20 protein-coding genes and 2 riboswitches are annotated in these 20,872 nt (G+C 45.6%); all 20 genes read right to left on the reverse strand.

All coding sequences use genetic code 11. From position 1 onward, the window contains the following. Positions 1-30: 30 nt before the first annotated feature. A complete protein-coding gene (gene purD / locus ACQXR1_RS16185) occupies positions 31-1,299 on the reverse strand; it encodes a phosphoribosylamine--glycine ligase (protein WP_071581614.1) in 1,269 nt (422 codons plus the stop codon). Positions 1,300-1,314: 15 nt separating this feature from the next. Then, positions 1,315-2,853, reverse strand: a complete 1,539-nt coding sequence (gene purH / locus ACQXR1_RS16190; protein WP_430772490.1) for a bifunctional phosphoribosylaminoimidazolecarboxamide formyltransferase/IMP cyclohydrolase — start codon at positions 2,851-2,853, stop codon at positions 1,315-1,317. Continuing rightward, positions 2,850-3,437: a phosphoribosylglycinamide formyltransferase gene (gene purN, locus ACQXR1_RS16195; protein ID WP_014663065.1), complete on the reverse strand. Its 588-nt coding sequence runs from the start codon at positions 3,435-3,437 to the stop codon at positions 2,850-2,852. The genes purH and purN overlap by 4 nt, the downstream gene beginning before the upstream one ends. Continuing rightward, on the reverse strand, positions 3,434-4,474 hold the full coding sequence (gene purM / locus ACQXR1_RS16200; protein WP_071581616.1) for a phosphoribosylformylglycinamidine cyclo-ligase: 1,041 nt from the start codon (positions 4,472-4,474) through the stop codon (positions 3,434-3,436). Before purM ends, purN begins: the two co-directional genes overlap by 4 nt. 100 nt (positions 4,475-4,574) lie before the next feature. Next, a complete protein-coding gene (gene purF / locus ACQXR1_RS16205; RefSeq protein ID WP_003233947.1) occupies positions 4,575-6,005 on the reverse strand; it encodes an amidophosphoribosyltransferase in 1,431 nt (476 codons plus the stop codon). Then, entirely contained in the window at positions 5,981-8,209 is a 2,229-nt protein-coding gene (gene purL / locus ACQXR1_RS16210; RefSeq protein ID WP_430772491.1) for a phosphoribosylformylglycinamidine synthase subunit PurL, read from the reverse strand. The genes purF and purL overlap by 25 nt, the downstream gene beginning before the upstream one ends. Continuing rightward, positions 8,193-8,876, reverse strand: a complete 684-nt coding sequence (purQ, locus tag ACQXR1_RS16215; RefSeq protein ID WP_014663062.1) for a phosphoribosylformylglycinamidine synthase subunit PurQ — start codon at positions 8,874-8,876, stop codon at positions 8,193-8,195. The genes purL and purQ overlap by 17 nt, the downstream gene beginning before the upstream one ends. Beyond that, positions 8,873-9,127: a phosphoribosylformylglycinamidine synthase subunit PurS gene (purS, locus tag ACQXR1_RS16220; protein WP_003219409.1), complete on the reverse strand. Its 255-nt coding sequence runs from the start codon at positions 9,125-9,127 to the stop codon at positions 8,873-8,875. The genes purQ and purS overlap by 4 nt, the downstream gene beginning before the upstream one ends. Further along, a complete protein-coding gene (gene purC, locus ACQXR1_RS16225) occupies positions 9,120-9,845 on the reverse strand; it encodes a phosphoribosylaminoimidazolesuccinocarboxamide synthase (RefSeq protein ID WP_014663061.1) in 726 nt (241 codons plus the stop codon). Before purC ends, purS begins: the two co-directional genes overlap by 8 nt. 73 nt (positions 9,846-9,918) lie before the next feature. Then, complete coding sequence (gene purB / locus ACQXR1_RS16230; protein ID WP_003233955.1) at positions 9,919-11,214, reverse strand: adenylosuccinate lyase; 1,296 nt, start codon at positions 11,212-11,214, stop codon at positions 9,919-9,921. Further along, positions 11,211-12,353, reverse strand: a complete 1,143-nt coding sequence (purK, locus tag ACQXR1_RS16235; RefSeq protein ID WP_134975876.1) for a 5-(carboxyamino)imidazole ribonucleotide synthase — start codon at positions 12,351-12,353, stop codon at positions 11,211-11,213. Before purK ends, purB begins: the two co-directional genes overlap by 4 nt. Further along, positions 12,346-12,834, reverse strand: a complete 489-nt coding sequence (gene purE, locus ACQXR1_RS16240) for a 5-(carboxyamino)imidazole ribonucleotide mutase (RefSeq protein ID WP_014663058.1) — start codon at positions 12,832-12,834, stop codon at positions 12,346-12,348. Before purE ends, purK begins: the two co-directional genes overlap by 8 nt. 141 nt (positions 12,835-12,975) lie before the next feature. Further along, positions 12,976-13,077, reverse strand: a riboswitch (purine riboswitch). Between the two features lie 79 nt (positions 13,078-13,156). Further along, positions 13,157-13,354, reverse strand: coding sequence for an NETI motif-containing protein (locus ACQXR1_RS16245; protein ID WP_003219403.1), 198 nt, complete (start codon positions 13,352-13,354; stop codon positions 13,157-13,159). Then, positions 13,354-13,908, reverse strand: a complete 555-nt coding sequence (locus ACQXR1_RS16250) for a DUF2179 domain-containing protein (protein ID WP_009966729.1) — start codon at positions 13,906-13,908, stop codon at positions 13,354-13,356. Before ACQXR1_RS16250 ends, ACQXR1_RS16245 begins: the two co-directional genes overlap by 1 nt. Before the next feature lie 210 nt (positions 13,909-14,118). Continuing rightward, positions 14,119-14,286 carry a Fur-regulated basic protein FbpA gene (locus tag ACQXR1_RS16255; protein WP_014663056.1) on the reverse strand — a complete coding sequence of 56 codons (168 nt, stop codon included), beginning with the start codon at positions 14,284-14,286 and terminating at the stop codon, positions 14,119-14,121. A 158-nt stretch (positions 14,287-14,444) separates the two neighbouring features. After that, entirely contained in the window at positions 14,445-15,248 is an 804-nt protein-coding gene (locus tag ACQXR1_RS16260) for a hypothetical protein (protein ID WP_326274344.1), read from the reverse strand. A 210-nt stretch (positions 15,249-15,458) separates the two neighbouring features. Next, entirely contained in the window at positions 15,459-16,781 is a 1,323-nt protein-coding gene (gene pbuG, locus ACQXR1_RS16265; protein ID WP_014663054.1) for a hypoxanthine/guanine permease PbuG, read from the reverse strand. Positions 16,782-16,915: 134 nt separating this feature from the next. Continuing rightward, a riboswitch (purine riboswitch) is annotated at positions 16,916-17,017 on the reverse strand. A gap of 147 nt (positions 17,018-17,164) precedes the next feature. Next, positions 17,165-18,631 carry a DUF4179 domain-containing protein gene (locus ACQXR1_RS16270; RefSeq protein WP_430772492.1) on the reverse strand — a complete coding sequence of 489 codons (1,467 nt, stop codon included), beginning with the start codon at positions 18,629-18,631 and terminating at the stop codon, positions 17,165-17,167. Then, positions 18,613-19,146 (reverse strand): sigma-70 family RNA polymerase sigma factor, encoded by a 534-nt coding sequence (locus ACQXR1_RS16275; RefSeq protein WP_017695646.1) that lies wholly within the window; start codon positions 19,144-19,146, stop codon positions 18,613-18,615. The genes ACQXR1_RS16270 and ACQXR1_RS16275 overlap by 19 nt, the downstream gene beginning before the upstream one ends. Positions 19,147-19,254: 108 nt before the next feature. Beyond that, the gene (gene guaA, locus ACQXR1_RS16280) at positions 19,255-20,796 is read right to left on the reverse strand and encodes a glutamine-hydrolyzing GMP synthase (protein WP_040083968.1); all 1,542 of its coding nucleotides are present in this window, start codon (positions 20,794-20,796) and stop codon (positions 19,255-19,257) included. Positions 20,797-20,872 lie beyond the last annotated feature (76 nt).

Raw genomic sequence — 20,872 nt, forward strand, 5'->3', positions numbered from 1 at the left:
CCCGCAGATTAATCTGCGGGTTTTCCTCACTTATTTTTGGGCAGCCTTTAAAGCGCGTGCCCCAATGTCTTTTCTGAAAAAGAGTCCCGGTTTGAATATTTCATCAACCGCTTTGTACACTCGGTCTCTAGCCGCTTCAAACGTTTCATCAAAAGCCGTCACATTGGCGACGCGGCCCCCGTTTGTAACGAACTCTCCGCCTTCTGCTTTCGTTCCGGCATGGAAGACCACGACCTGCTCGGTTTCCGCTGCAAGGCTTCCGATCGGCGTGCCTTTTGCATAGCTTTCCGGATATCCTTCTGAAGCAAGCACCACACTAACAGCCGCGGTATCCTTCCATCTTAAGTCAACTTCCTTATCATCTAAAAGATCAAGAAGCACCTGTACCAGATCAGATTCCATGCGCGGAAGCACGACCTGTGTTTCCGGATCGCCGAAACGGGCATTAAATTCAATGACCTTCGAGCCGTTTTCAGTAAGCATCAATCCAGCGTACAAAACGCCAGTGAAGGAACGGCCTTCTTGTACCATTGCTTTGGCGGCCGGCTTCACGATTGTTTCTACCGCATGGCGGACCGTTTCTTCCGAAATTTGCGGAACTGGAGAGTAAGCCCCCATTCCGCCCGTGTTCGGGCCTTTGTCTCCGTCAAACGCACGTTTGTGATCCTGGGCGATCACCATTGGATACACCTTTTCTCCTTTGACAAAGGCCATTAAAGAAAATTCTTCACCAGAAAGGTATTCTTCAATGACAACAGACGCGCTCGCATCACCAAACTTTTCATCCTCAAGAAAATCATGCAGACATGCGATTGCTTCTTCCTCTGTCATAGCAACAGTAACGCCCTTTCCAGCTGCGAGTCCATCTGCTTTTATAACAATCGGAGCGCCTTTTTCCTGCACATATGCCTTCGCCTCTTCAAAGGATGTAAACGTGTCGTATTCTGCGGTCGGAATGTCGTATTTCTTCATTAAATCCTTAGCGAACTGTTTGCTTCCTTCGATGATCGCCGCAGCTTTTGACGGGCCGAACACACGCAAGCCCGCTTTTTCGAATTCATCCACCAGACCTTCAATTAAAGGAACCTCAGGGCCAACAATGGTCAGGGCGACCTGATTTTCTTTTGCAAATGAGACAAGCCCTGCGTGGTCGCTTTCCTCAATGTTTACAAGCTGTGCGGAAGCTGCCATGCCGTCATTTCCGGGAGCGGCAAATACATTCTCGACGAGGCTGCTTTGCGCTGCCTTCCATGCCAGCGTATGCTCTCTTCCGCCTTTACCGATAATTAATACATTCACGTCGTTTTCATCCCCTTAATGTTTGAAGTGTCTGATGCCGGTGAAGACCATGGCAATGCCGTATTCATCCGCTTTTTTGATGGAATCCTCATCACGGATTGATCCGCCTGGCTGAATGATGGCTGTAACGCCCGCTTTTGCCGCTTCTTCGACAGTATCTGGCATTGGGAAATATGCATCAGAGCCGAGCGCGCTGCCCTTCGCTTTTTCTCCTGCTTGCTCGATGGCGATTTTCGCTGATCCAACGCGGTTCATTTGGCCTGCTCCCACGCCGACTGTCATGTTGTCCTTCGCGAGAACGATCGCATTTGATTTCACATGCTTCACGACTTTCCAAGCGAGCTTCAAGTCTTCCCACTCTTGCTCATTCGGCTCTCTTTTTGTCGGAATGCTGATCTCCGCATCATCGAAGCCGTGCATATCTAAATCTTGAATCAGCAGCCCGCCTTGAACGGATGTCAGCTGTTTTTCCTTTTGAACAGCAGCAGATACGTCAAGCGTCAGCAGACGAAGATTTTTCTTCGCAGTCAGGATGTCAAGCGCTTCTTGGCTGAATGAAGGCGCAATGATGATTTCTAAGAAAATGTTGTGAAGCGCTTCGGCAGTTGCCTTGTCCACTTCACGGTTCAGCGCGATAATGCCGCCGAAGATAGATGTTTTATCCGCTTCAAACGCTCTGTCAAACGCTTCTGAGATTCTTTCCCCGGTCCCAACACCGCACGGATTCATATGCTTCACGGCAACCGCAGCCGGCTCAGTGAATTCACGAACGATTTGAACTGCCGCGTCCGCGTCTTTAATATTGTTGTAAGAAAGCTCTTTGCCGTGGAGCTGTTCTGCTTGCGCAATGGAGCCTTTAACAGGAAGTGCTGTTTGATAGAATGTTGCTTCCTGATGCGGGTTTTCTCCGTAGCGAAGCGATTGTTTTTTCTCAAATGTTACAGTGAATTGCTCTGGTTCTTTTTCACCGACAACATTTGTCAGATAGTCAGCGATCAGTGCATCATATGCCGCAGTATGACGGAATACTTTTGCCGCGAGCTCGCGTTTTTTCTGAAGGGATACGCCGCCTTCTTCTTTGATTTGCTTCAGCACTGAGCTGTAATCGGCCGGATCGACGATAACCGTCACATCCTGATGGTTCTTTGATGCCGCACGCAGCATGCCAGGTCCGCCGATGTCAATATTTTCAATCGCTTCTTCATACGTGACGTCTTCTTTAGAAATCGTTTCTTTAAATGGATAGAGGTTGACGACAACGAGGTCAATCGGCTGTATCCCGTGTTCATTGATCTGCGCCATATGCTCTTCATTGCCGCGAACCGCCAGAAGACCGCCGTGAATATTCGGGTGAAGGGTTTTTAACCGGCCGTCCATAATTTCAGGAAAGCCTGTCACTTCAGAAATTCCGATCACATCCACGCCGTTTTCTTGAAGAAGCTTTTTCGTTCCGCCTGTGGAGATGACTTCAACGCCAAGCTCTGTCAGTTCTTTTACGAAAGGAACGAGATTTGTTTTATCTGAAACACTGATTAATGCACGTTTAATGGTCATGCCTTTTCACCTCTGTTATTTAATCCTAATAGCTGTTTAATCACACTCGGATACCATTTATGCTCAAGCTTGTGAATTCGCTGTTCGATTGTTTCCAATGTATCATGTTCATCAATTTCGATTGCCTTTTGAGCGATGATCGGACCTGTATCCATTCCTTCATCGACATAATGCACGGTGATTCCGGCCACCTTCACACCCGCTCGGAACGCCTGTCCGACTGCGTCGATTCCAGGAAACGCGGGAAGAAGCGACGGGTGAATGTTAATGATTTTTCCTCCATATGCTTGAAGGAGCGTATCACCGATCAGCCTCATATAGCCGGCAAGAACAATCAATTCAACCTCGTGAAGACGAAGCTGTTCAATAATGGCTTGTTCAAATGCAGCCTTGTTTTCATAAGACTTCGGCTCAAATGCAAAGGATGGAATGTGGAATGCTTCCGCCCGTTCGATGACTTTCGCCTGCGGTTTGTCGCAAACGAGGAGTGCTACTGACGCATCCCAGTTCTCCTCCTTCAAACGCGTGACGATGGCTTCGAAGTTTGAACCGTTTCCTGATGCAAATACCGCAATCTTTTTCATGAAAGTGCCGCACCGCCAAATGTGACGCCTTGGCCTTTTTTCACACGCCCGATCAAATAGGCTTTTTCGCCATGTCTTTCAAGCGTTCCGATCACATCTGTCAAATGCTCTTCTTTGACTGCCAAAACAAAGCCGATCCCCATATTAAAGACGTTGAACATGTCTTCTTCCTTCAGCTTGCCGTACTCTTGCAGGAAAGAGAAAATCGGCGGGATCGGCCATGAGCCGTGATCGATTTCCGCACTTAAGCCTTCTGGAAGCATGCGCGGGATATTTTCGATAAATCCTCCGCCTGTGACGTGCGCCATGCCGTCGATTTTTCCGCTTTTGACTGCGGCGAGCACAGGCTTCACGTAAATTCTTGTCGGTTCAAGCAACTCCTCGCCAAGCGGGCGTTCAAACGGCTCATATGTTGTATCAAGGTCCAGCTCCGCATCATCCAGAAGCACTTTTCTGACAAGGGAAAATCCGTTGCTGTGAAGGCCGCTGGAGCTGAGGCCGATCAAGAGATGGCCCTCTTGGATGTTTTCTCCAGTCACGATTTCGTCCTTTTCTGCCACTCCGACTGAGAAACCGGCAATATCGTATTCATCAGCTGTATAGAGCCCCGGCATTTCAGCCGTCTCGCCGCCGACTAAGGCTGAACCTGACTGCTCACAGCCGTCCGCCACACCTTGTACAATCTGTTCAATTTTGACAGGGTCCGCTTTGCCAACCGCTAAATAATCAAGGAAAAACAGCGGCTCTGCACCTTGTGCCAGCACGTCGTTGACGCACATCGCAACAGCGTCCACGCCAATCGTGTCATGCTTATCCATGGAAAAAGCGAGCTTTAATTTTGTGCCGACACCGTCCGTTCCCGAAATGAGAACTGGCTTTTGATAAGAAAGCTCAGACAGGTCAAACATGCCGCCAAAACCGCCAAGGCTGCCCATAACGCCAAGTCGTTTCGTGCGCTCCACGTGTTTTTTCATTCGTTTTACAGCTTCATATCCGGCTTCGATGTCAACCCCTGCGTTTTTATATGCTTCAGACATCCTATTCACTCCTTTAAGGCGCTTTTCAAAATATCTCCCCTAAAGAGGGCAGAAAGAGAAAGGCAGCCGAACTGCGCTGCCTTTATGTCATTTTCAAGTTTTATTTGGTTAATACTGCTTCTTTCACATGAGGAAGCACTGTATCCTGGTAAATTTCAGTCGGATATTTCCCTGTAAAGCAAGCGAGACACTGTCCGCAATTCGAGTCATCGTATTTTCTGCCGATGCCTTTCAGAAGCCCTTCCACACTCAAAAATGAGAGGGTATCGGCTCCGATTTCCTGACGGATTTCTTCAACAGAATGCGAAGACGCGATCAGTTCTTCATGTGTGGAAGTGTCAATGCCATAAAAGCACGGATGAGCGATCGGCGGTGAACTGATTTTCACATGCACCTCTGTCGCACCCGCTTCTCTCAGCATCGTGACAATCCGGCGGCTAGTTGTTCCGCGTACGATCGAATCATCCACCATCACGACGCGTTTGCCTTCTACAACCCCGCGCACCGCAGACAGCTTCATTCTGACGCCTTGCTCACGCAGAGCTTGAGACGGCTGAATAAACGTTCTGCCAACATACCGGTTTTTGATTAAGCCGAGCTCATACGGAATGCCTGTTGCCTCTGCATAGCCGATTGCCGCTGAAATACTGGAATCTGGAACCCCGGTTACGACGTCAGCTTCAACTGCGGATTCCTGAGCCAGCATTTTCCCAAGGTTTTTACGGGCACTGTGCACATTAATACCGTCAATATTGCTGTCTGGTCTGGAGAAATAAATGTACTCCATGCTGCAAATAGAACGGTTGATATTCATGGAAAAACGCTCTGATTTCATGCCTTCATCATTGATGATCAGCATCTCACCCGGTTCTACCTCACGAAGGTACGTTGCGCCGACAACATCAAATGCGCATGTTTCCGATGCGACCACATAAGCGTCGCCCATCATGCCGATCGACAGCGGTCTAAGCCCGTTCGGGTCAAGCGCGACAATCATTTCGGTCTCTGTCATGATCAGAAACGCGTAGGCGCCTTTCAGCATGGAAAGCGAGTTTTTAATTTGATCCTTCAGTGTGAAGTGGCCGCTTCTTTTGATCAGATGGGCCAAAACCTCTGTATCCGAAGAGGTTTGAAAAATGCTCCCTTGATTTTCGAGCTGCTGCTTCAGCTGAGTGGCGTTGACAAGGTTTCCGTTATGAGCAAGCGCCAGGCTGCCGTTGTTTTGGGAACGGAAGAGGAGCGGCTGAACATTTTCGTATCCGCCGCCTCCAGCCGTTGCGTACCGAACGTGCCCGATAGCGCCTTTTCCCTTTACTTTGCTGAGTTCGCCATTTTGAAATACTTCAGTGATCAGCCCTTGGCCTTTGTGCGCCGTCAGTTTTTCACCATCAGTCGCTACGATGCCCGCACCTTCCTGTCCTCGGTGCTGAAGGCTATGGAGACCGTAATATGTGATCTGCGGGGCTTCTTCATGCCCCCAAATCCCAAATACGCCGCATTCTTCATTTAAGCCTTTGATTTCAGCAAGCATGGGATAGCTCCTTTCCATGCGCGTTCAAGCTCTTTCGTTTGCGCATGAATCATTTGTTGTCCGTCTTGGTTTTGAATCGCCAGAATTCCGTCAGCCGTTACCTCACCAATATGAACCGCATCTTTTACAGCTGCTTCAAACGCTGCTTGGTGTTCTTTTTTCACTGAAACAACGAAGCGGGATTGAGATTCAGAGAATAATAACGCTGCTTCGCCTTCTACAGTTACGTTAGCGCCAAGGTTTTCCGTCGTCATGACACTTTCCGCAATCGCTACGCCTAAGCCGCCTTCAGACACATCATGCGCAGATTGAACGAGGCCTTTTTTAATCGCTTCAAGCAGTGCTCTTTGGCGTGACAGTTCGACATCAAGATTGATTTGCGGCGCTTTGCCGTAAATGCGGCCTTCTGTCATTTTTTGCAGCTCGCTTCCGGCAAACTCTGGTTTTGTTTCGCCGATCACGTACACAAGATCGCCCGCTTGTTTGAAATGCTGTGTTGTAATGTGTGCTGTATCTTCAATTAAGCCGACCATGCCAATAACAGGTGTCGGATAGATCGCCGTGCCGTTTGATTCGTTATAAAGCGATACGTTACCGCCGATAACCGGTGTGCTGAGAACATTGCACGCCTCGCTGATGCCGTCAGCCGCTTTTTCGATCTGCCAGAAGATTTCCGGCTTCTCAGGGTTTCCGAAGTTAAGGTTATCCGTGACTGCAAGCGGTTCTGCGCCTGAGCAAATGATATTGCGCGCCGCTTCAGCAACAGCAATTTTCCCGCCGACTTCAGGATCAAGATAGAGATAACGCGCGTTACAGTCTGTCGTCATCGCCAGCGCTTTTTTCGTTCCGCGGATTCTGAGAACACCAGCATCAGACCCGGGAGCGACAACTGTATTCGTGCGCACCATGTAGTCATACTGGTCGTAAACCCACTCTTTGCTCGCAATCGTCGGCTGCTGAAGAAGCACCTTCAGCGTTTCATTCGCATCTTCAATTTGCGGGGCGGGAACGTCCGTTTCCAAAAACTCGCGATAGTAAGCAGGCTCTTGAGAAGGCTTATGGTAAACCGGTGCTTCTTCTGCCAAGGCATCAACAGGCAGCTCGCACACAACCTCTCCTTTGTGTGTCAGGCGAAGCATTTTATCATCTGTCACACGTCCGACAGAAACCGCTTCAAGATCGTACTTGTCAAAAATATCGATGATTTCCTGCTCACGTCCGCGCTCGATGACCAAAAGCATCCGTTCCTGTGATTCAGAAAGCATCATTTCATACGCGCTCATGCCTGTTTCGCGCTGAGGAATCAGGTCAAGGTTCATTTCAATACCAGAGCCGGCTTTACTTGCCATTTCTGCACTTGAGCTTGTTAAACCGGCAGCTCCCATATCCTGAATGCCGACTAAGGCGTCGCATTGGATGACTTCCAGACACGCTTCAAGCAAAAGCTTCTCCATAAACGGATCGCCGACTTGGACAGCAGAACGCTTTTCTTCAGATGAGTCTGACATCTCTTCAGAAGCAAACGTAGCGCCGTGGATTCCGTCACGCCCTGTTTTCGCTCCTACGTACATTACGGTATTGCCGACACCCTTCGCCTGGCCTTTTTTGATGTCTTCATGATTGATTAAACCGACGCACATGGCATTGACAAGCGGATTTCCTTCATAGCTGCTGTCAAACTGCACCTCTCCGCCGACTGTCGGGATGCCGATACAGTTGCCGTATCCGGCGATACCCGCTACTACTTCTTCAAACAAGTACTTCACTCGCGGTGAAGTCAGTTCACCAAATCGAAGAGAGTTCAATACAGCGATTGGACGGGCACCCATCGAGAATACGTCACGGATGATTCCGCCTACGCCAGTCGCAGCGCCTTGGTAAGGCTCTAGAGCTGATGGGTGGTTATGTGATTCAATTTTGAAGACAACCGCTTGGTTATCACCGATATCAACGATTCCGGCGCCTTCCCCCGGCCCCTGCAGCACACGCTCGCCGCTTGTCGGGAATTTACGCAAAATCGGCTTTGAGTTTTTGTAGCTGCAATGCTCAGACCACATGACAGAAAAAATTCCGATTTCAGTGTAGTTCGGCAATCTTCCAAGAATGGATTCTATCAATGCAAACTCATCATCACTGACACCCATTTGCTGATATAGTTTCTCTTCTTTTATTTGTTCTTTACTTGGTTCAAGCAGTAGTGACATGAGTTTCCCTCCAATTTTTCACGATAGACTGGAACAATTTAAGACCGTCGGCGCTTCCAAGCAGTTCATCGACCGCGCGTTCAGGGTGAGGCATCATGCCTAATACATTGCCTTTCTCATTCACGACACCGGCAATGTCGCTGACACTTCCATTAATATTAGAGCCGTATGTGAAAGCAATTTGATTGTTTTCCTTTAATGAAGCAAGCGTCTCGTCATCACAGTAGAAATTCCCTTCACCATGGGCAACCGGGATTGTAATCGATTGTCCCTTTTCGTAGGAAGCTGTGAATAATGTTTCGTCGTTCTGCACAATCAATTCAACCGGACGGCAAATGAACTTCAAATCTTTGTTGCGTCTCATTGCGCCTGGCAGAAGCCCAAGCTCCTGTAAAATCTGGAATCCGTTGCAGACGCCAAGAACAGGTTTTCCTTCAGCCGCCGCCTGTTTGACAGCTGGCATAATATTCGCAAATCGGGCGATGGCGCCGCATCTTAAGTAATCGCCGTAAGAAAATCCTCCCGGAATTAACACGCCGTCGAAGCCGTCAAGACTTGTTTCCTCATGCCAGACATATTCCACTTCATGGCCGAGCTCATCCTTTACAGCATGATACATATCGATATCACAGTTGGAGCCGGGTAACACAATCACCGCAAATTTCACTGTGCGACTACCTCCTCAACTTCATATCTGTAATCTTCAATCACTGTATTTGCAAGAAGTTTTTCGCACATTTCTTTCACTAGCACGTCAAGATCACGGTCAGATTTTTCAATGGTAAGCTCCATGTATTTCCCGATGCGCACATCTTGAACTTCGTTGTAAGTCATACTGTGCAAGGCATGTTGGACAGCGCTCCCTTGTGGATCTAGTACACTTTCTTTTAAGCTGACATAAACTTTTACTTTATACATGATGAATGCCTCCCAGTCTTTTGAAAATCTCTTCGTATGCGTCGGTTAAGCTTCCCAGATTGCGTCTGAATAAATCTTTGTCCAGCTTTTCGTTCGTTTCTTTATCCCACAAGCGGCATGTGTCAGGAGAAATTTCATCCGCCAAAAGCACTTGCCCTTCTGCATCTAAACCGAATTCAAGCTTGAAATCTATTAATCTGACATGACAATCGTCGAAAATGCTTTGAAGCTCTTCATTTACTGTTTTTGTAATGGACTTAATGGTCTCTACCTGCTCAGGAGTCGCCGCCTTCAAAAGCCAAATATGATCTTCGGTGATGAGCGGATCACCTAGCGCGTCATCTTTGTAGTAAAACTCGATAATCGGCTGTTCAAGTTCCGTGCCTTCTGGAATGCCGAGACGTTTGGACATGCTTCCTGCCACAACATTTCTGACGACGACTTCAAGCGGCACGATCGTTACCTTTTGAATGAGCTGCTCCGTTTCCGAAATGCGCTCGATAAAGTGATTGTTAATGCCCTTTGTATGAAGATGTTTGAAAATCAAGCTTGAAATCTCGTTATTTAAGCGTCCTTTTCCGCTGATTTCTGCTTTTTTCTCGCCGTTAAAGGCAGTGGCGGAGTCTTTATACACAACATACAGCGTGTTTTCGTCATCGGTTTTGTAGATCTTTTTTGCTTTTCCTTCATATAAAAGTTCATTCTTCACAATATTCACGGAAGGCCTCCTAACCCGAATGTTGGGAATTTTCAAACTGCGGCGGCTTAGAAGAAGCCGCTAAAAGCTTCTTCTATGCTAAACCTAAACGTTCAAAGATCAGATCAACATTTTTCAGATGGTAGTTGTAATCAAAGCAGTCAGCAATTTTTTCCGGAGAAAGACGTGACGTGATTTTCTCTTCCGCTTCCACAAGCTCACGGAACGGCACTTGTTTTTCCCACGCTTCCATTGCTTTCGGTTGAACAGTATCATAGGCTTCTTCACGTGTCAGGCCTGTGTCGATCAAAGCAAGCAGCACACGCTGAGAATAGATAAGGCCTAGAGTGCGGTCCATGTTGCGCTTCATGTTTTCCGGGAAGACCGTTAAGTTTTTCACGATGTTGGAGAAGCGGTTCAGCATATAGTTCAGCGCAATTGTCGCATCCGGAAGAATAATCCGTTCTGCTGAAGAATGAGAAATATCGCGCTCATGCCATAATGGAACATTTTCGTAAGCTGTCATCATGTAGCCGCGGATCACGCGCGCCATGCCTGTCATGTTTTCAGAACCGATCGGATTTCGTTTATGCGGCATTGCAGATGAACCCTTTTGCCCTTTCGCGAAAAATTCCTCAACTTCACGTGTTTCACTCTTTTGCAATCCGCGGATTTCCACAGCGAATTTCTCGATGCTTGTCGCGATTAAAGCAAGTGTTGCCATATAGTCAGCATGACGGTCACGCTGAAGGGTTTGAGTTGAAATTGGTGCTGCTTTCAATCCGAGCTTCTCACAGACATATTGCTCAACAAATGGATCAATGTTCGCATATGTGCCGACAGCGCCGGAAATCTTTCCAACCTCGATGCCTGCTTTGGCTTGTTTAAAACGCTCAAGATTACGTTTCATTTCTTCATGCCAAAGCGCAAGTTTTAAGCCGAATGTTGTAGGCTCAGCGTGTACGCCGTGTGTGCGCCCCATCATGACTGTGTATTTATGTTCTTTTGCTTTTTCTTTAATAATGTCAACAAATCTCTCAAGATCCTTGAGCAGAATATCGTTTGCCTGTTTTAATAAGTAGGAAAGAGCCGTATCAACAACATCAGTTGACGTTAAGCCGTAGTGCACCCATTTTCTTTCTTCGCCCAGTGATTCGGAAACGGCGCGTGTAAAAGCGACAACGTCATGACGCGTGTCCTTTTCGATTTCTAAAATGCGGTTGATGTCAAATGACGCGTTCTCACGCATAACCTTTACATCTTCTTTCGGAATGACGCCAAGCTCTGCCCACGCTTCACAGGCAAGAATCTCTACCTCCAGCCATGCTTGAAATCTGTTTTCGTCCGTCCAAATCGCAGACATTTCAGGTCTTGAATAACGTTCGATCATTCTGCTTGTCCTCCGTCTCTATTCATCCATTTATTTGTGATCTCCTGAATCCATTCGTCTTCAGGCTGCTTCATAAATGTAATATGCCCCATTTTGCGGCCTTTTTTGATTTCATGTTTTCCGTATATATATAGCTTTGCCTCTTTTAAAAGATCCGGGTCTTCCTCAACAAGCTTTACTTCATTGCCGAGAAGATTCACCATCATGCCCGGCTTCAGCAAATCTGTCTTGCCAAGCGGGAGCCCGCATACCGCCCTGATATGCTGTTCAAACTGGCTCGTCTCGCAAAGGTCCAGCGTATAATGCCCAGAATTGTGCGGTCTTGGCGCCAGTTCATTAACCAAAAGCTCTCCGTCCTCTGTCAGGAACATCTCAACAGCAAGCGGCCCGACAAGATTGAGCTCATCAGCAAGCTTAACGGCCAGCTCAGCAGCCTTCTGCTGAATCCCTTCCCCGGCCCGTGCAGGCACAATGCTTTGGAAAAGAATATTGTTGTGGTGAATGTTTTCAGCTGCCGGAAATGTTGAAACTTCTCCGTTTACCGATCTGACGACAATCACTGACAATTCCATTTTAAAAGAAACCCAGCTTTCAAGAATACAGGTTCCGTGTTCTAAAAGAGCGGCTGCCTGCTCCATTTGCGCCTCTTCTTTTATCACAAATTGGCCTTTGCCGTCGTACCCGCCGCGGCATGTTTTCAGCACTGCCGGAAGCCCGAGCTCCTGTACCGCCTGTTTCAATTCATTCTGTGTTTTGACGATGCTGTACGGTGCGACTTCACAGCCCGCGGCTTGAATTGCTTTTTTCTCTGTTTCACGGTTTTGGGTAATGAGCAGCAGCTCACTTCCTTGCGGGAGATACGCATGGTCTTTCAGCCAATGCAGCGCATCATAGTCAATGTTTTCAAACTCATATGTGATGATATCGCTGATTTCAGCCAATTGTCGAATCGCTTCACGGTCATTATAATGAGCGGTAATTTCGACATCCGCAACCTGCCCGCACGGCGAATCTTTCACAGGATCAACGACCGCGACTTTATACCCCATTTGTTTGGCGGATACAGCCATCATTTTCCCAAGCTGGCCGCCGCCGATTATGCCGATTACAGCTCCCGGATAGATGATTTGTTTAGACAAGCTGATCACTGCTTTCTAACACCGTCTGTTTTGTATTTTCTCTTCTCTCATCCAGCTTACGGGCAAGATCTTCGTCAAAAGCTGACAAAATTTGCGCCGCTAACAGGCCTGCGTTCACTGCGCCCGCTTTGCCTATGGCTGTCGTCGCAACAGGTACGCCTCCAGGCATTTGGACGATGGATAGCAGTGAATCCATGCCGTTCAGCGCCTTGGACTGAACCGGCACTCCAATGACCGGAAGCGTTGTTTTCGCCGCCGTCATCCCAGGCAGATGCGCCGCTCCTCCGGCACCGGCGATAATCACCTTGATGCCTCTTTCTCTGGCAGTTTCAGCGTATTCAAACATAAAATCAGGCGTCCGGTGAGCGGAAACGACCTTTTTTTCGTACGGAACATTAAGTTCGTCAAGTATGTCGCATGCGTGTTTCATTGTCTCCCAATCGGAAGTGCTTCCCATGATGATTCCTACTAGCGGCTGCATTCTGTTCCCACCTTCTAATGCTTTAGTTTTCAGAAAATAAAAAATACCCGAATTTGCATTGCACTTATGAGGAAGCAATACAAACCGGGCATGGTACATGTATCGTCAGTCGTTCGCTTCTGCGATATATCCATGTCAGTTTTATCGATCACTTTCCTGCATAGTCCGGCAATTTACGGTTGCCGGGTAGAAACTTATGGGCCATATTCCCAAGATTATATGAGGTCGTGTTTTGATTTCATGTTTATCTTAACAACGGACATGGATAATGTCAACGATATTATCGAACGATACAAAAATTCATTCTACTAATGTTCGTGTTTTAGATCAATTTCCCTTCAAATACGATTTTTTTTCCGCACGGAACGATCTGAATTGACCCATTTTCCTTTTTTTCCATAAAAATAGGCTCTTCCATTCGCCTTACAGGCAGATAACCTTCTTCTTTCATTTGCTGAAGCACCGCATCAATCGTTTGCTGCTCTGTCACTTCAAACTTTTTCTTCTTCGGCTTTGCCATTATTCTTTAATTCTCCTCTTCTTCACCGCTTTGACCCAGAAGCCCCCGTGGATTGTTTTTGGTTCGTACGCAATAATAAAGGCCTTTGAATCAAGTGTTTTAATCGTATCATATAGCTGGAGTTCATATCTTCTCGGCGTCAGAATCTGAAGGGCTGTACGGTCACCTTCAAGTCCGCCGGCCACCCAGTTTGTCACGCCGTAGCCTTTTTCACGGAGCTGCTTCGGAAGATCAAGATCGAGCTCCTTCGTAATGACGTTGACCATAATATAGCCAAGCGCCAATTTTTCTTCTATTTTCATGCCGACAATCACGCCAAGACCGTAACCGAGCGCGTACGCGATCACGTTTTGAATCTGGTCTAGGTTGTCAAGCACAAGACTCAGCCCTGTCACATAAACCAGTATTTCAATCGTGCTGATGCCGGCCGCTAAATAACGCTGTCCTTTCAGCGTTAATATCATTCTTATCGTAAAAAATGACACATAGACAATATTAATAATGAGAATTATGAGAACCATGGCTATCCCATTTGATAAGATGGTTTGCATCATTTTATTTCATCCCCCTACTCTTCAGCTTGCATAAAGCATTCATATTCTACTAGAGAAATGAGTCGTTTACAATGAGCCGAGGCCCAAAGCCTGAGGAAAATATTTCGACACGCTTTATGAGGTTAAACAGTAGTAGTTTACCCGCTTTCTCACCTTTTCAAAATTAAAAAAAGCCCGCTTTTCAGCAGACTCACCTCTTCTCATCTATTGTCAGATCTCTTTTTTCATTTTCAGAAGGGACTTGTATTCTTTCTCAAGCTCACTAAGCGTGTAGTGGGCCAGCTGTTCCCCTCTTCCCTGATAAAATTCCGAGAGCAGTAATTTGGTTTTTAAAAATTGCTTCTTTTGATTAATTGCGCGGCGAAGTACTTCAGCCATGTCCATCATCCTCCTTCAATATAAAGGTTTTTGCGCTGGACGTTTACAGCATTTTCCCCATCATACACGGGTTAATCCTACAAATCAACTATGTTTTTTAGATATATTTGTAAAAAGTGTGACATGAAAAAACCGGCTGCTTTGAGCCGGTTTTTTCATTAAAGCGGAATCAGCGATGCCGTGAAATATTCAGAAATAAATGGCCAAGTCACTGCCGTAAACAGCAGCGCTATCCCCACCACAGCCAATACACAATAGATATAATCAATCGGTGCATCTTCTGCCGCCTGGTACACCCGCTGTACATACAGCGCGATGATAAAAAAGATGGAAAACAGGATCAGCACCGTAAACAGAACTGTCAGCATCGGGATATTCACGATCGCAAAGATCAGCCATATAATTGAAACAGCTATCACCGGTACAAGCAATGAACCCAATACGGCAGCCGCTTCTCTGAACGTCACCTTCTGCTTCACCATGTAGCGGGAGACAGCCCATATAGCAAAGACCATTACCGCGAAAAAGATCAGCAAATACACTAGAACAACTAAAAACCCGTCATAGAAAGCATGATGGCGTTCTCCGAAACCGAGCGGCCGGTTCCAGCTCGCCTTTAACTGAAACCAGTTCCCAATTGAAAAGATCACACTGAATATAAGCATTGAAATCAGACCGTACTTATAATGAGAAAAACCATCCGCTATGACGGTTTTCGCCGGTGATTTTAAAATCGAGAATGCAAAACCGCAGTATCTGTTGATGGCTGCCCATACAGACGCAAGCTTGTCTTTAACAGCCGATTCACCGCGTTCCTGGCGCGGTTTCTGCTTTTGTTTTTGCTTCTGCTTGCTTTGGCGGCTTGCCTTTCTGGACATTCTCGATAGCGGTTCTTCATCTGCATCTATTCTTTCACTCTGGTTAATTTCTTCTTCAAACGTTTCTTTTCTTTCTTCCGTCATGTCAGCAACTCCTATCAAAAAAATACGGCGGAATACCATTCAGCAAGAAAATAAAACACTTATATAAGGTACCGAAGCCTTCCTGAACAGTCAAGTCATTTCCATTTAAGTAAAGCATGGCTTCACATCTACATGACGGTATATCGTATGAAATGGTTTTATCTTTTGCAACAAAAAAACCAGCTGCACCGGCAGCTGGTTTTTCATTCCTTATTTTAAGAAGAGAAAGTACAGGACAAATACAACAAACAGCCCGTACATGATTGGATGAACCTCTTTGGCTTTTCCTTTGCACACCATCGTAATCGGATAGAAAATAAATCCGATGGCAATACCAGTTGCAATGCTGTACGTTAACGGCATCATGATCATGGTAAGGAAAGCAGGAACGGCCACCTCGAACTTATCCCAAGCGATTTTGCCAAGCGGCGCCACCATCAATGCACCAACAATAATAAGCGCCGGCGCTGTTACATTTGACGTGACGACCGATAGAAGCGGCGAGAAAAACGTAGCCAGTAAAAAGAGAATCCCTGTTACAATTGCGGCAAATCCTGAACGGGCACCCGCAGCGACACCTGAGCTTGATTCCACGTAAGAAGTTGTTGTAGACGTACCAAGCACGGCACCGATCACAATCGAAGATGAATCAGCTAAAAGCGCACGGCCCGCTCGCGGCAATTTGTTTTCCTTCATTAAACCAGCTTGTGTTGCCACAGCAACAAGTGTACCAGCTGTATCAAAAAATCCGACAAACAAGAATGTTAAAATAACGATCAGCATTTGTACGGAGAAAATATCAGGAAGGTGAATCCACGCTTGTCCGAAAGTCGGCGCAAGGCTCGGCACACTGCCGATGATTTGAGTCGGAACCGGAACCAAACCGAAAATCATGCCGGCAACCGCTGTTAACAGCATCCCGATAAACACGCCTGCGTTCACGCGAAGCACCATTAAAATAACTGTTACAATCACACCGAAAATGGTTAACAGCACAGGACCGCTGTGAATGTTTCCGATCGTGACGAGCGTAGAAGGGTTTGCAGTAATGATTCCTGATCCTTGTAAGCCAACGAATGTAATAAACAGGCCGATCCCCGCACCGACTGCCAATTTCAGCTCAGGCGGAATGGCATTGATGATTTTTTCACGAAAACCTGTTAAAGAAAGAGCAACGAAAATAAGACCTGAAATAAAAACACCAGACAAAGCTGCCTGCCATGAAATGCCCATACCAAGGACAACAGAAAACGCAAAAAACGCGTTCAGCCCCATACCGGGCGCGATGGCGATCGGATATCTCGCTATTAATCCCATTAAGATACAGCCTGCTGCAGACGCCAGCGCTGTCGCCGTAAAGACCGCACCCTGGTCAATTCTCAGCGCCTCCGGAAAATCTTTCACGCTGTCCAAAGCAAGCGTAATCGGATTGACGAACAAAATATATGCCATAGACAAAAAAGTCGTTAATCCGCCAATGATTTCATTGCGATAGCTGGTGCCCAGCTCATCAAACTGAAAATACTTTTTCAAGCTATTTGACTCCCTTCACTCTTTGCTATTTATCCTGCCCTGAAATCGCCAAATAAAAAACGCCCCAATAATTTTGGGACGCTTGACTACAGACGGATTTCAGTTCGAATAAATAAACGTGTTTTATTTATATCAAACGAAAGAAATGTTTACGTAGTCAAGCCATTTACGGTAGCTTGGTAGAGACTTGCGAGCCATATCCCCGCGATTATACGAATTCATCTTATTTGATTTCTGTGTCTATTGTACCAAGTTCATTTTGAATTGACAATATAAACAACGAACATTACTTATTAAAAAAATTGGTTTATTCGTCTATTGACTAAATTGGTAACAATGATAAAAACCGTATGTATGGCAACATACGGCTTTTCAACTTATGATTATTTTTTTTCGGTAGGCTGACTCACCTGATGCACTGGTACAGTAAACGAGAATGGCTTTAGTTGAATCAGGTGATTTAAAACGCCGTTATCAATATACAGACCATACTCATTAAACTCAAAACGCTTTAAAGATAGCTTATCATTATAATCATCATCCAGTTCAAAAGTAGATACCATTTCGGCTGTTTTCATATTTTTCACTTTAGCTATATTTCCTTTCAAATAATAACCTTCTTCATACTCACCTACTGGATCAGGCCAAGATTGCATTTTTTTTATATCACCAAGGCCAATCGTTTCACCGATATTCACTAATTTATTTTCGTCCACGCTTGAGGTATCAATTCCAGTGAAATGGTAATGAACCAATACTTTCTTTCCTTTTTGGTTAATGTTGTTGATTTCAATCCCTATGTTTTGATGGTTTGTTTCTGAAACATGAAATGGCATCTCTGCATTTAACGGGATAATTTCACTGCCCTCTGCCTCAGATTTAATATCAGCTATTAATGTTAGCTTTTTCGCTTTTGGATTAATTGGTGATTCTAACTGTGTTTGTCCTTTTGCTCTTACCGTTCTCTCGTTTACTTTTTTGCGGTCTCCAAGTTGGATGTTTGACGCTGTCATCTCATATGTGTTCCCTAAATCATCTTTGACTTCGTTAATTTCAACCGTATCATGCTTTGCTACGCCTTGATAATCGATTGTAAATTGAAGGACAGATCCGAGCTTTCCGTTCTCCACTTGAATATTGGAAAATTGATAACGATTGTGTTGCACTGATACCACTTTCGAGCTTTCTAAATAACTAGCATTCTTTTTGGTAATAGGCAGTTTGAATCTCCAATTTCCCTGTATTTCATTGATGTGAGTAATCACAAAAGGCACGGTATCCCCATTATTTATTTCTGTCCCTTTTGTATAAAGCCTTAATTGACCAGCATATTGTTTGTTATTTAATTTTTTGAGCATTAAGGAATCGTAGTTAATTGAAAAATTATTGTTAAAACTCGCTTTACTCACATTATAACTGAGCTCTTTTTCATCAGACTGGAGGTTATCAACAGTAAAGTTATACACAAGCTGCCCGGCATCGTAATACGAGCTGTTTACCGAAACAGTGATTCCCCTTGACTCAGCTTTTTCATTCAAAGCTGTGACCAGATTGCTTTTAAACAATGATAGGCCAACTTTATCTTGAAACTCCTTATAAATTTGGCCGACAATGGGTATGCTCCCCATCGCTTTGTTTACAGAAGGCAGAAAAAGACCGGACGTTAAATACAGTATACCTACCACAGCAGCAACAGCGATTCCATTTGTAATAGTTCGTGCCCATTTAAAACGGCGCCTTGTGTTACTCACATTTTCAGCACGAACAACAGCTTGATGTATTGCTTTTTTTAGCGCTGTCTTAGGCACTTCAATGTCATCAAATATCTGCTTCATTTGGTGTTTGTCCATTTGTTTTGATCCTCCTTTTCCAGCTCCTGTTTCAATGCTTTTCTCGCTCTATGTAAATGGGTTTTAATTGTGCCTTCTGCCATTCCTGTTTGTTCAGCTATCATTGAAATCGAATAATCTTGAAAATAATAGAGCTGTATCGTGAGCTGAACATGTTCATCAAGTAAATCAATCGCATTTCGCAAGTCTATGTATTCCTCAATATTTGCTTGATTGGTTCCAGCATCATGATGTTTCTCAAATGGAACCAAATCTCCTTTCTTTTTATTCATGGCAAAAATGGTATGAATCAATATTCGAGTAAGCCACGTTAAAAAATACTTTGGCTCTTTTAGTTTTTCTATACTGATAAAAGCTTTATAAGCTGTTTCCTGTACAGCATCAAGTGCATCTTCTTTATTTCTTAAATAAAGATAAGCGGTTTTATATAAAGTTTCCTGATGTGCCAGCATAAGCTTTTCAAAGGCCCGAGCATTTCCTTTTCTCGCCTTTGTAATCAATCTTTCTTCCTTCACCTTATCCACCTCCTATGTTGTTAGATACGAAAACTGCCGAAACGGTTTCAAAAAGTTAACAAAAAACGCCCCTTTTGAAAAAGGGACGTTTTTCTCATTGTTATTTACTTATTCCCACTCAATCGTCGCAGGCGGCTTACTTGTAATATCGTACACCACGCGGTTGATGTGCTTCACTTCGTTTACGATACGTGTCGAAATGACTTCAAGCACATCCCACGGGATACGCGCCCAGTCAGATGTCATTCCGTCGATTGATGTAACGGCGCGGATTCCGATTGTGTAATCATATGTTCTTGCGTCACCCATAACACCAACGCTGCGGATGTCAGGAAGAACAGTGAAGTATTGCCAGATATCACGCTCTAAGCCGTGATTTGCAATTTCTTCACGCAAGATTGCATCTGATTCACGAACGATTTCTAGTTTTTCTTCTGTTACTTCGCCAAGAACGCGGATTCCGAGTCCCGGTCCTGGGAACGGCTGGCGCCACACGATTTCATCCGGAATGCCGAGCTCTGTGCCAAGCGCGCGCACTTCGTCTTTGAAGAGCGTGTTTAACGGCTCGATCAGCTCAAACTGCATGTCTTCAGGAAGCCCGCCGACATTGTGGTGAGATTTGATCGTTTGCGCCGTTGCGGTACCGCTCTCGATGATATCTGTGTAAAGCGTACCTTGTGCAAGGTAGTCGATGCCTTTGAGCTTGTCCGCTTCATCATCGAATACGTAAATGAATTCATTACCGATGATTTTGCGTTTTTGCTCAGGATCAGAAACGCCTTTTAGTTTATTTAAGAATCGATCTTGTGCGTCTACTTTAATCACGTTCATGTTAAAGCCTTCGCTGAATGTTTTCATAACACCCTCAGCTTCGCCTTTACGGAGAAGACCATGGTCTACAAAGATACAAGTCAGCTGGTCGCCGATCGCTTTATGAATCAAAACAGCAACAACAGAGGAATCAACGCCGCCGCTTAGCGCGCAAAGAACCTGTTTGTCTCCGACCGTTTCACGGATTTTTTGCATTTCGATTTCGATAAAGTTCTCCATTGACCATTCGCCTTCGCATTCGCAAACACCGAATACAAAGTTTTTCAGAAGATCATTGCCGTATTCAGAGTGGCGCACTTCCGGGTGGAACTGAACGCCGTACCATTTTTTGTCTGCTTTGCTCATTGCTGAGTTCGGGCAGTGATGGCTTGTCGCGTCAACAGTGAAGCCTTCAGGAACTTCTACAACCAAATCGCCGTGGCTCATCCAAACCACTTGTTCATTCGGAAGATCTCTGAACAAATCAGGTGTGCCTTCGATGTGGATGTTTGCTTTTCCGTATTCACGCTGGCTTGCCGCTTCAACTTTACCGCCAAGGTAATGAGTCATCAGCTGCATGCCGTAGCAAATTCCCAATACAGGAATATCAAGCTCGAAGATTTTCTCGTCACAGCGGAAAGAGTTTTCATCATACACACTGTTTGGACCGCCGGATAAAATAATTCCTTTTGGATTCATTTTTTTAATTTCTTCAGCCGTCAATGTATGTGGATGCAACTCGCTGTATACACCGAATTCACGGATACGGCGTGTAATCAGCTGGTTATACTGACTGCCGAAATCAAGGACAAGAATCATTTCATTCACTAACTTTGTCATGGTTGTCACCTAATCTCCTCTAAGTTTTTTGACACAGAAAAAAACGAGGACAGATATGAAGCTCGCTCCGCCCTCT

Source organism: Bacillus sp. ATD (assembly GCF_050585765.1).
Lineage (GTDB): Bacteria > Bacillota > Bacilli > Bacillales > Bacillaceae > Bacillus > Bacillus stercoris.

Bases quoted from the DNA above. Each gene is read 5' to 3' on its own strand.
- purH (WP_430772490.1), bottom strand. From the start codon at position 2,853: ATGACCATTAAACGTGCATTAATCAGTGTTTCAGATAAAACAAATCTC.
- purN (WP_014663065.1), bottom strand. From the start codon at position 3,437: ATGAAAAAGATTGCGGTATTTGCATCAGGAAACGGTTCAAACTTCGAA.
- purM (WP_071581616.1), bottom strand. From the start codon at position 4,474: ATGTCTGAAGCATATAAAAACGCAGGGGTTGACATCGAAGCCGGATAT.
- purF (WP_003233947.1), bottom strand. From the start codon at position 6,005: ATGCTTGCTGAAATCAAAGGCTTAAATGAAGAATGCGGCGTATTTGGG.
- purL (WP_430772491.1), bottom strand. From the start codon at position 8,209: ATGTCACTACTGCTTGAACCAAGTAAAGAACAAATAAAAGAAGAGAAA.
- purS (WP_003219409.1), bottom strand. From the start codon at position 9,127: ATGTATAAAGTAAAAGTTTATGTCAGCTTAAAAGAAAGTGTACTAGAT.
- purB (WP_003233955.1), bottom strand. From the start codon at position 11,214: ATGATCGAACGTTATTCAAGACCTGAAATGTCTGCGATTTGGACGGAC.
- purE (WP_014663058.1), bottom strand. From the start codon at position 12,834: ATGCAGCCGCTAGTAGGAATCATCATGGGAAGCACTTCCGATTGGGAG.
- ACQXR1_RS16245 (WP_003219403.1), bottom strand. From the start codon at position 13,354: ATGGCAAAGCCGAAGAAGAAAAAGTTTGAAGTGACAGAGCAGCAAACG.
- ACQXR1_RS16250 (WP_009966729.1), bottom strand. From the start codon at position 13,908: ATGATGCAAACCATCTTATCAAATGGGATAGCCATGGTTCTCATAATT.
- ACQXR1_RS16255 (WP_014663056.1), bottom strand. From the start codon at position 14,286: ATGGCTGAAGTACTTCGCCGCGCAATTAATCAAAAGAAGCAATTTTTA.
- ACQXR1_RS16260 (WP_326274344.1), bottom strand. From the start codon at position 15,248: ATGACGGAAGAAAGAAAAGAAACGTTTGAAGAAGAAATTAACCAGAGT.
- ACQXR1_RS16270 (WP_430772492.1), bottom strand. From the start codon at position 18,631: ATGGACAAACACCAAATGAAGCAGATATTTGATGACATTGAAGTGCCT.
- guaA (WP_040083968.1), bottom strand. From the start codon at position 20,796: ATGACAAAGTTAGTGAATGAAATGATTCTTGTCCTTGATTTCGGCAGT.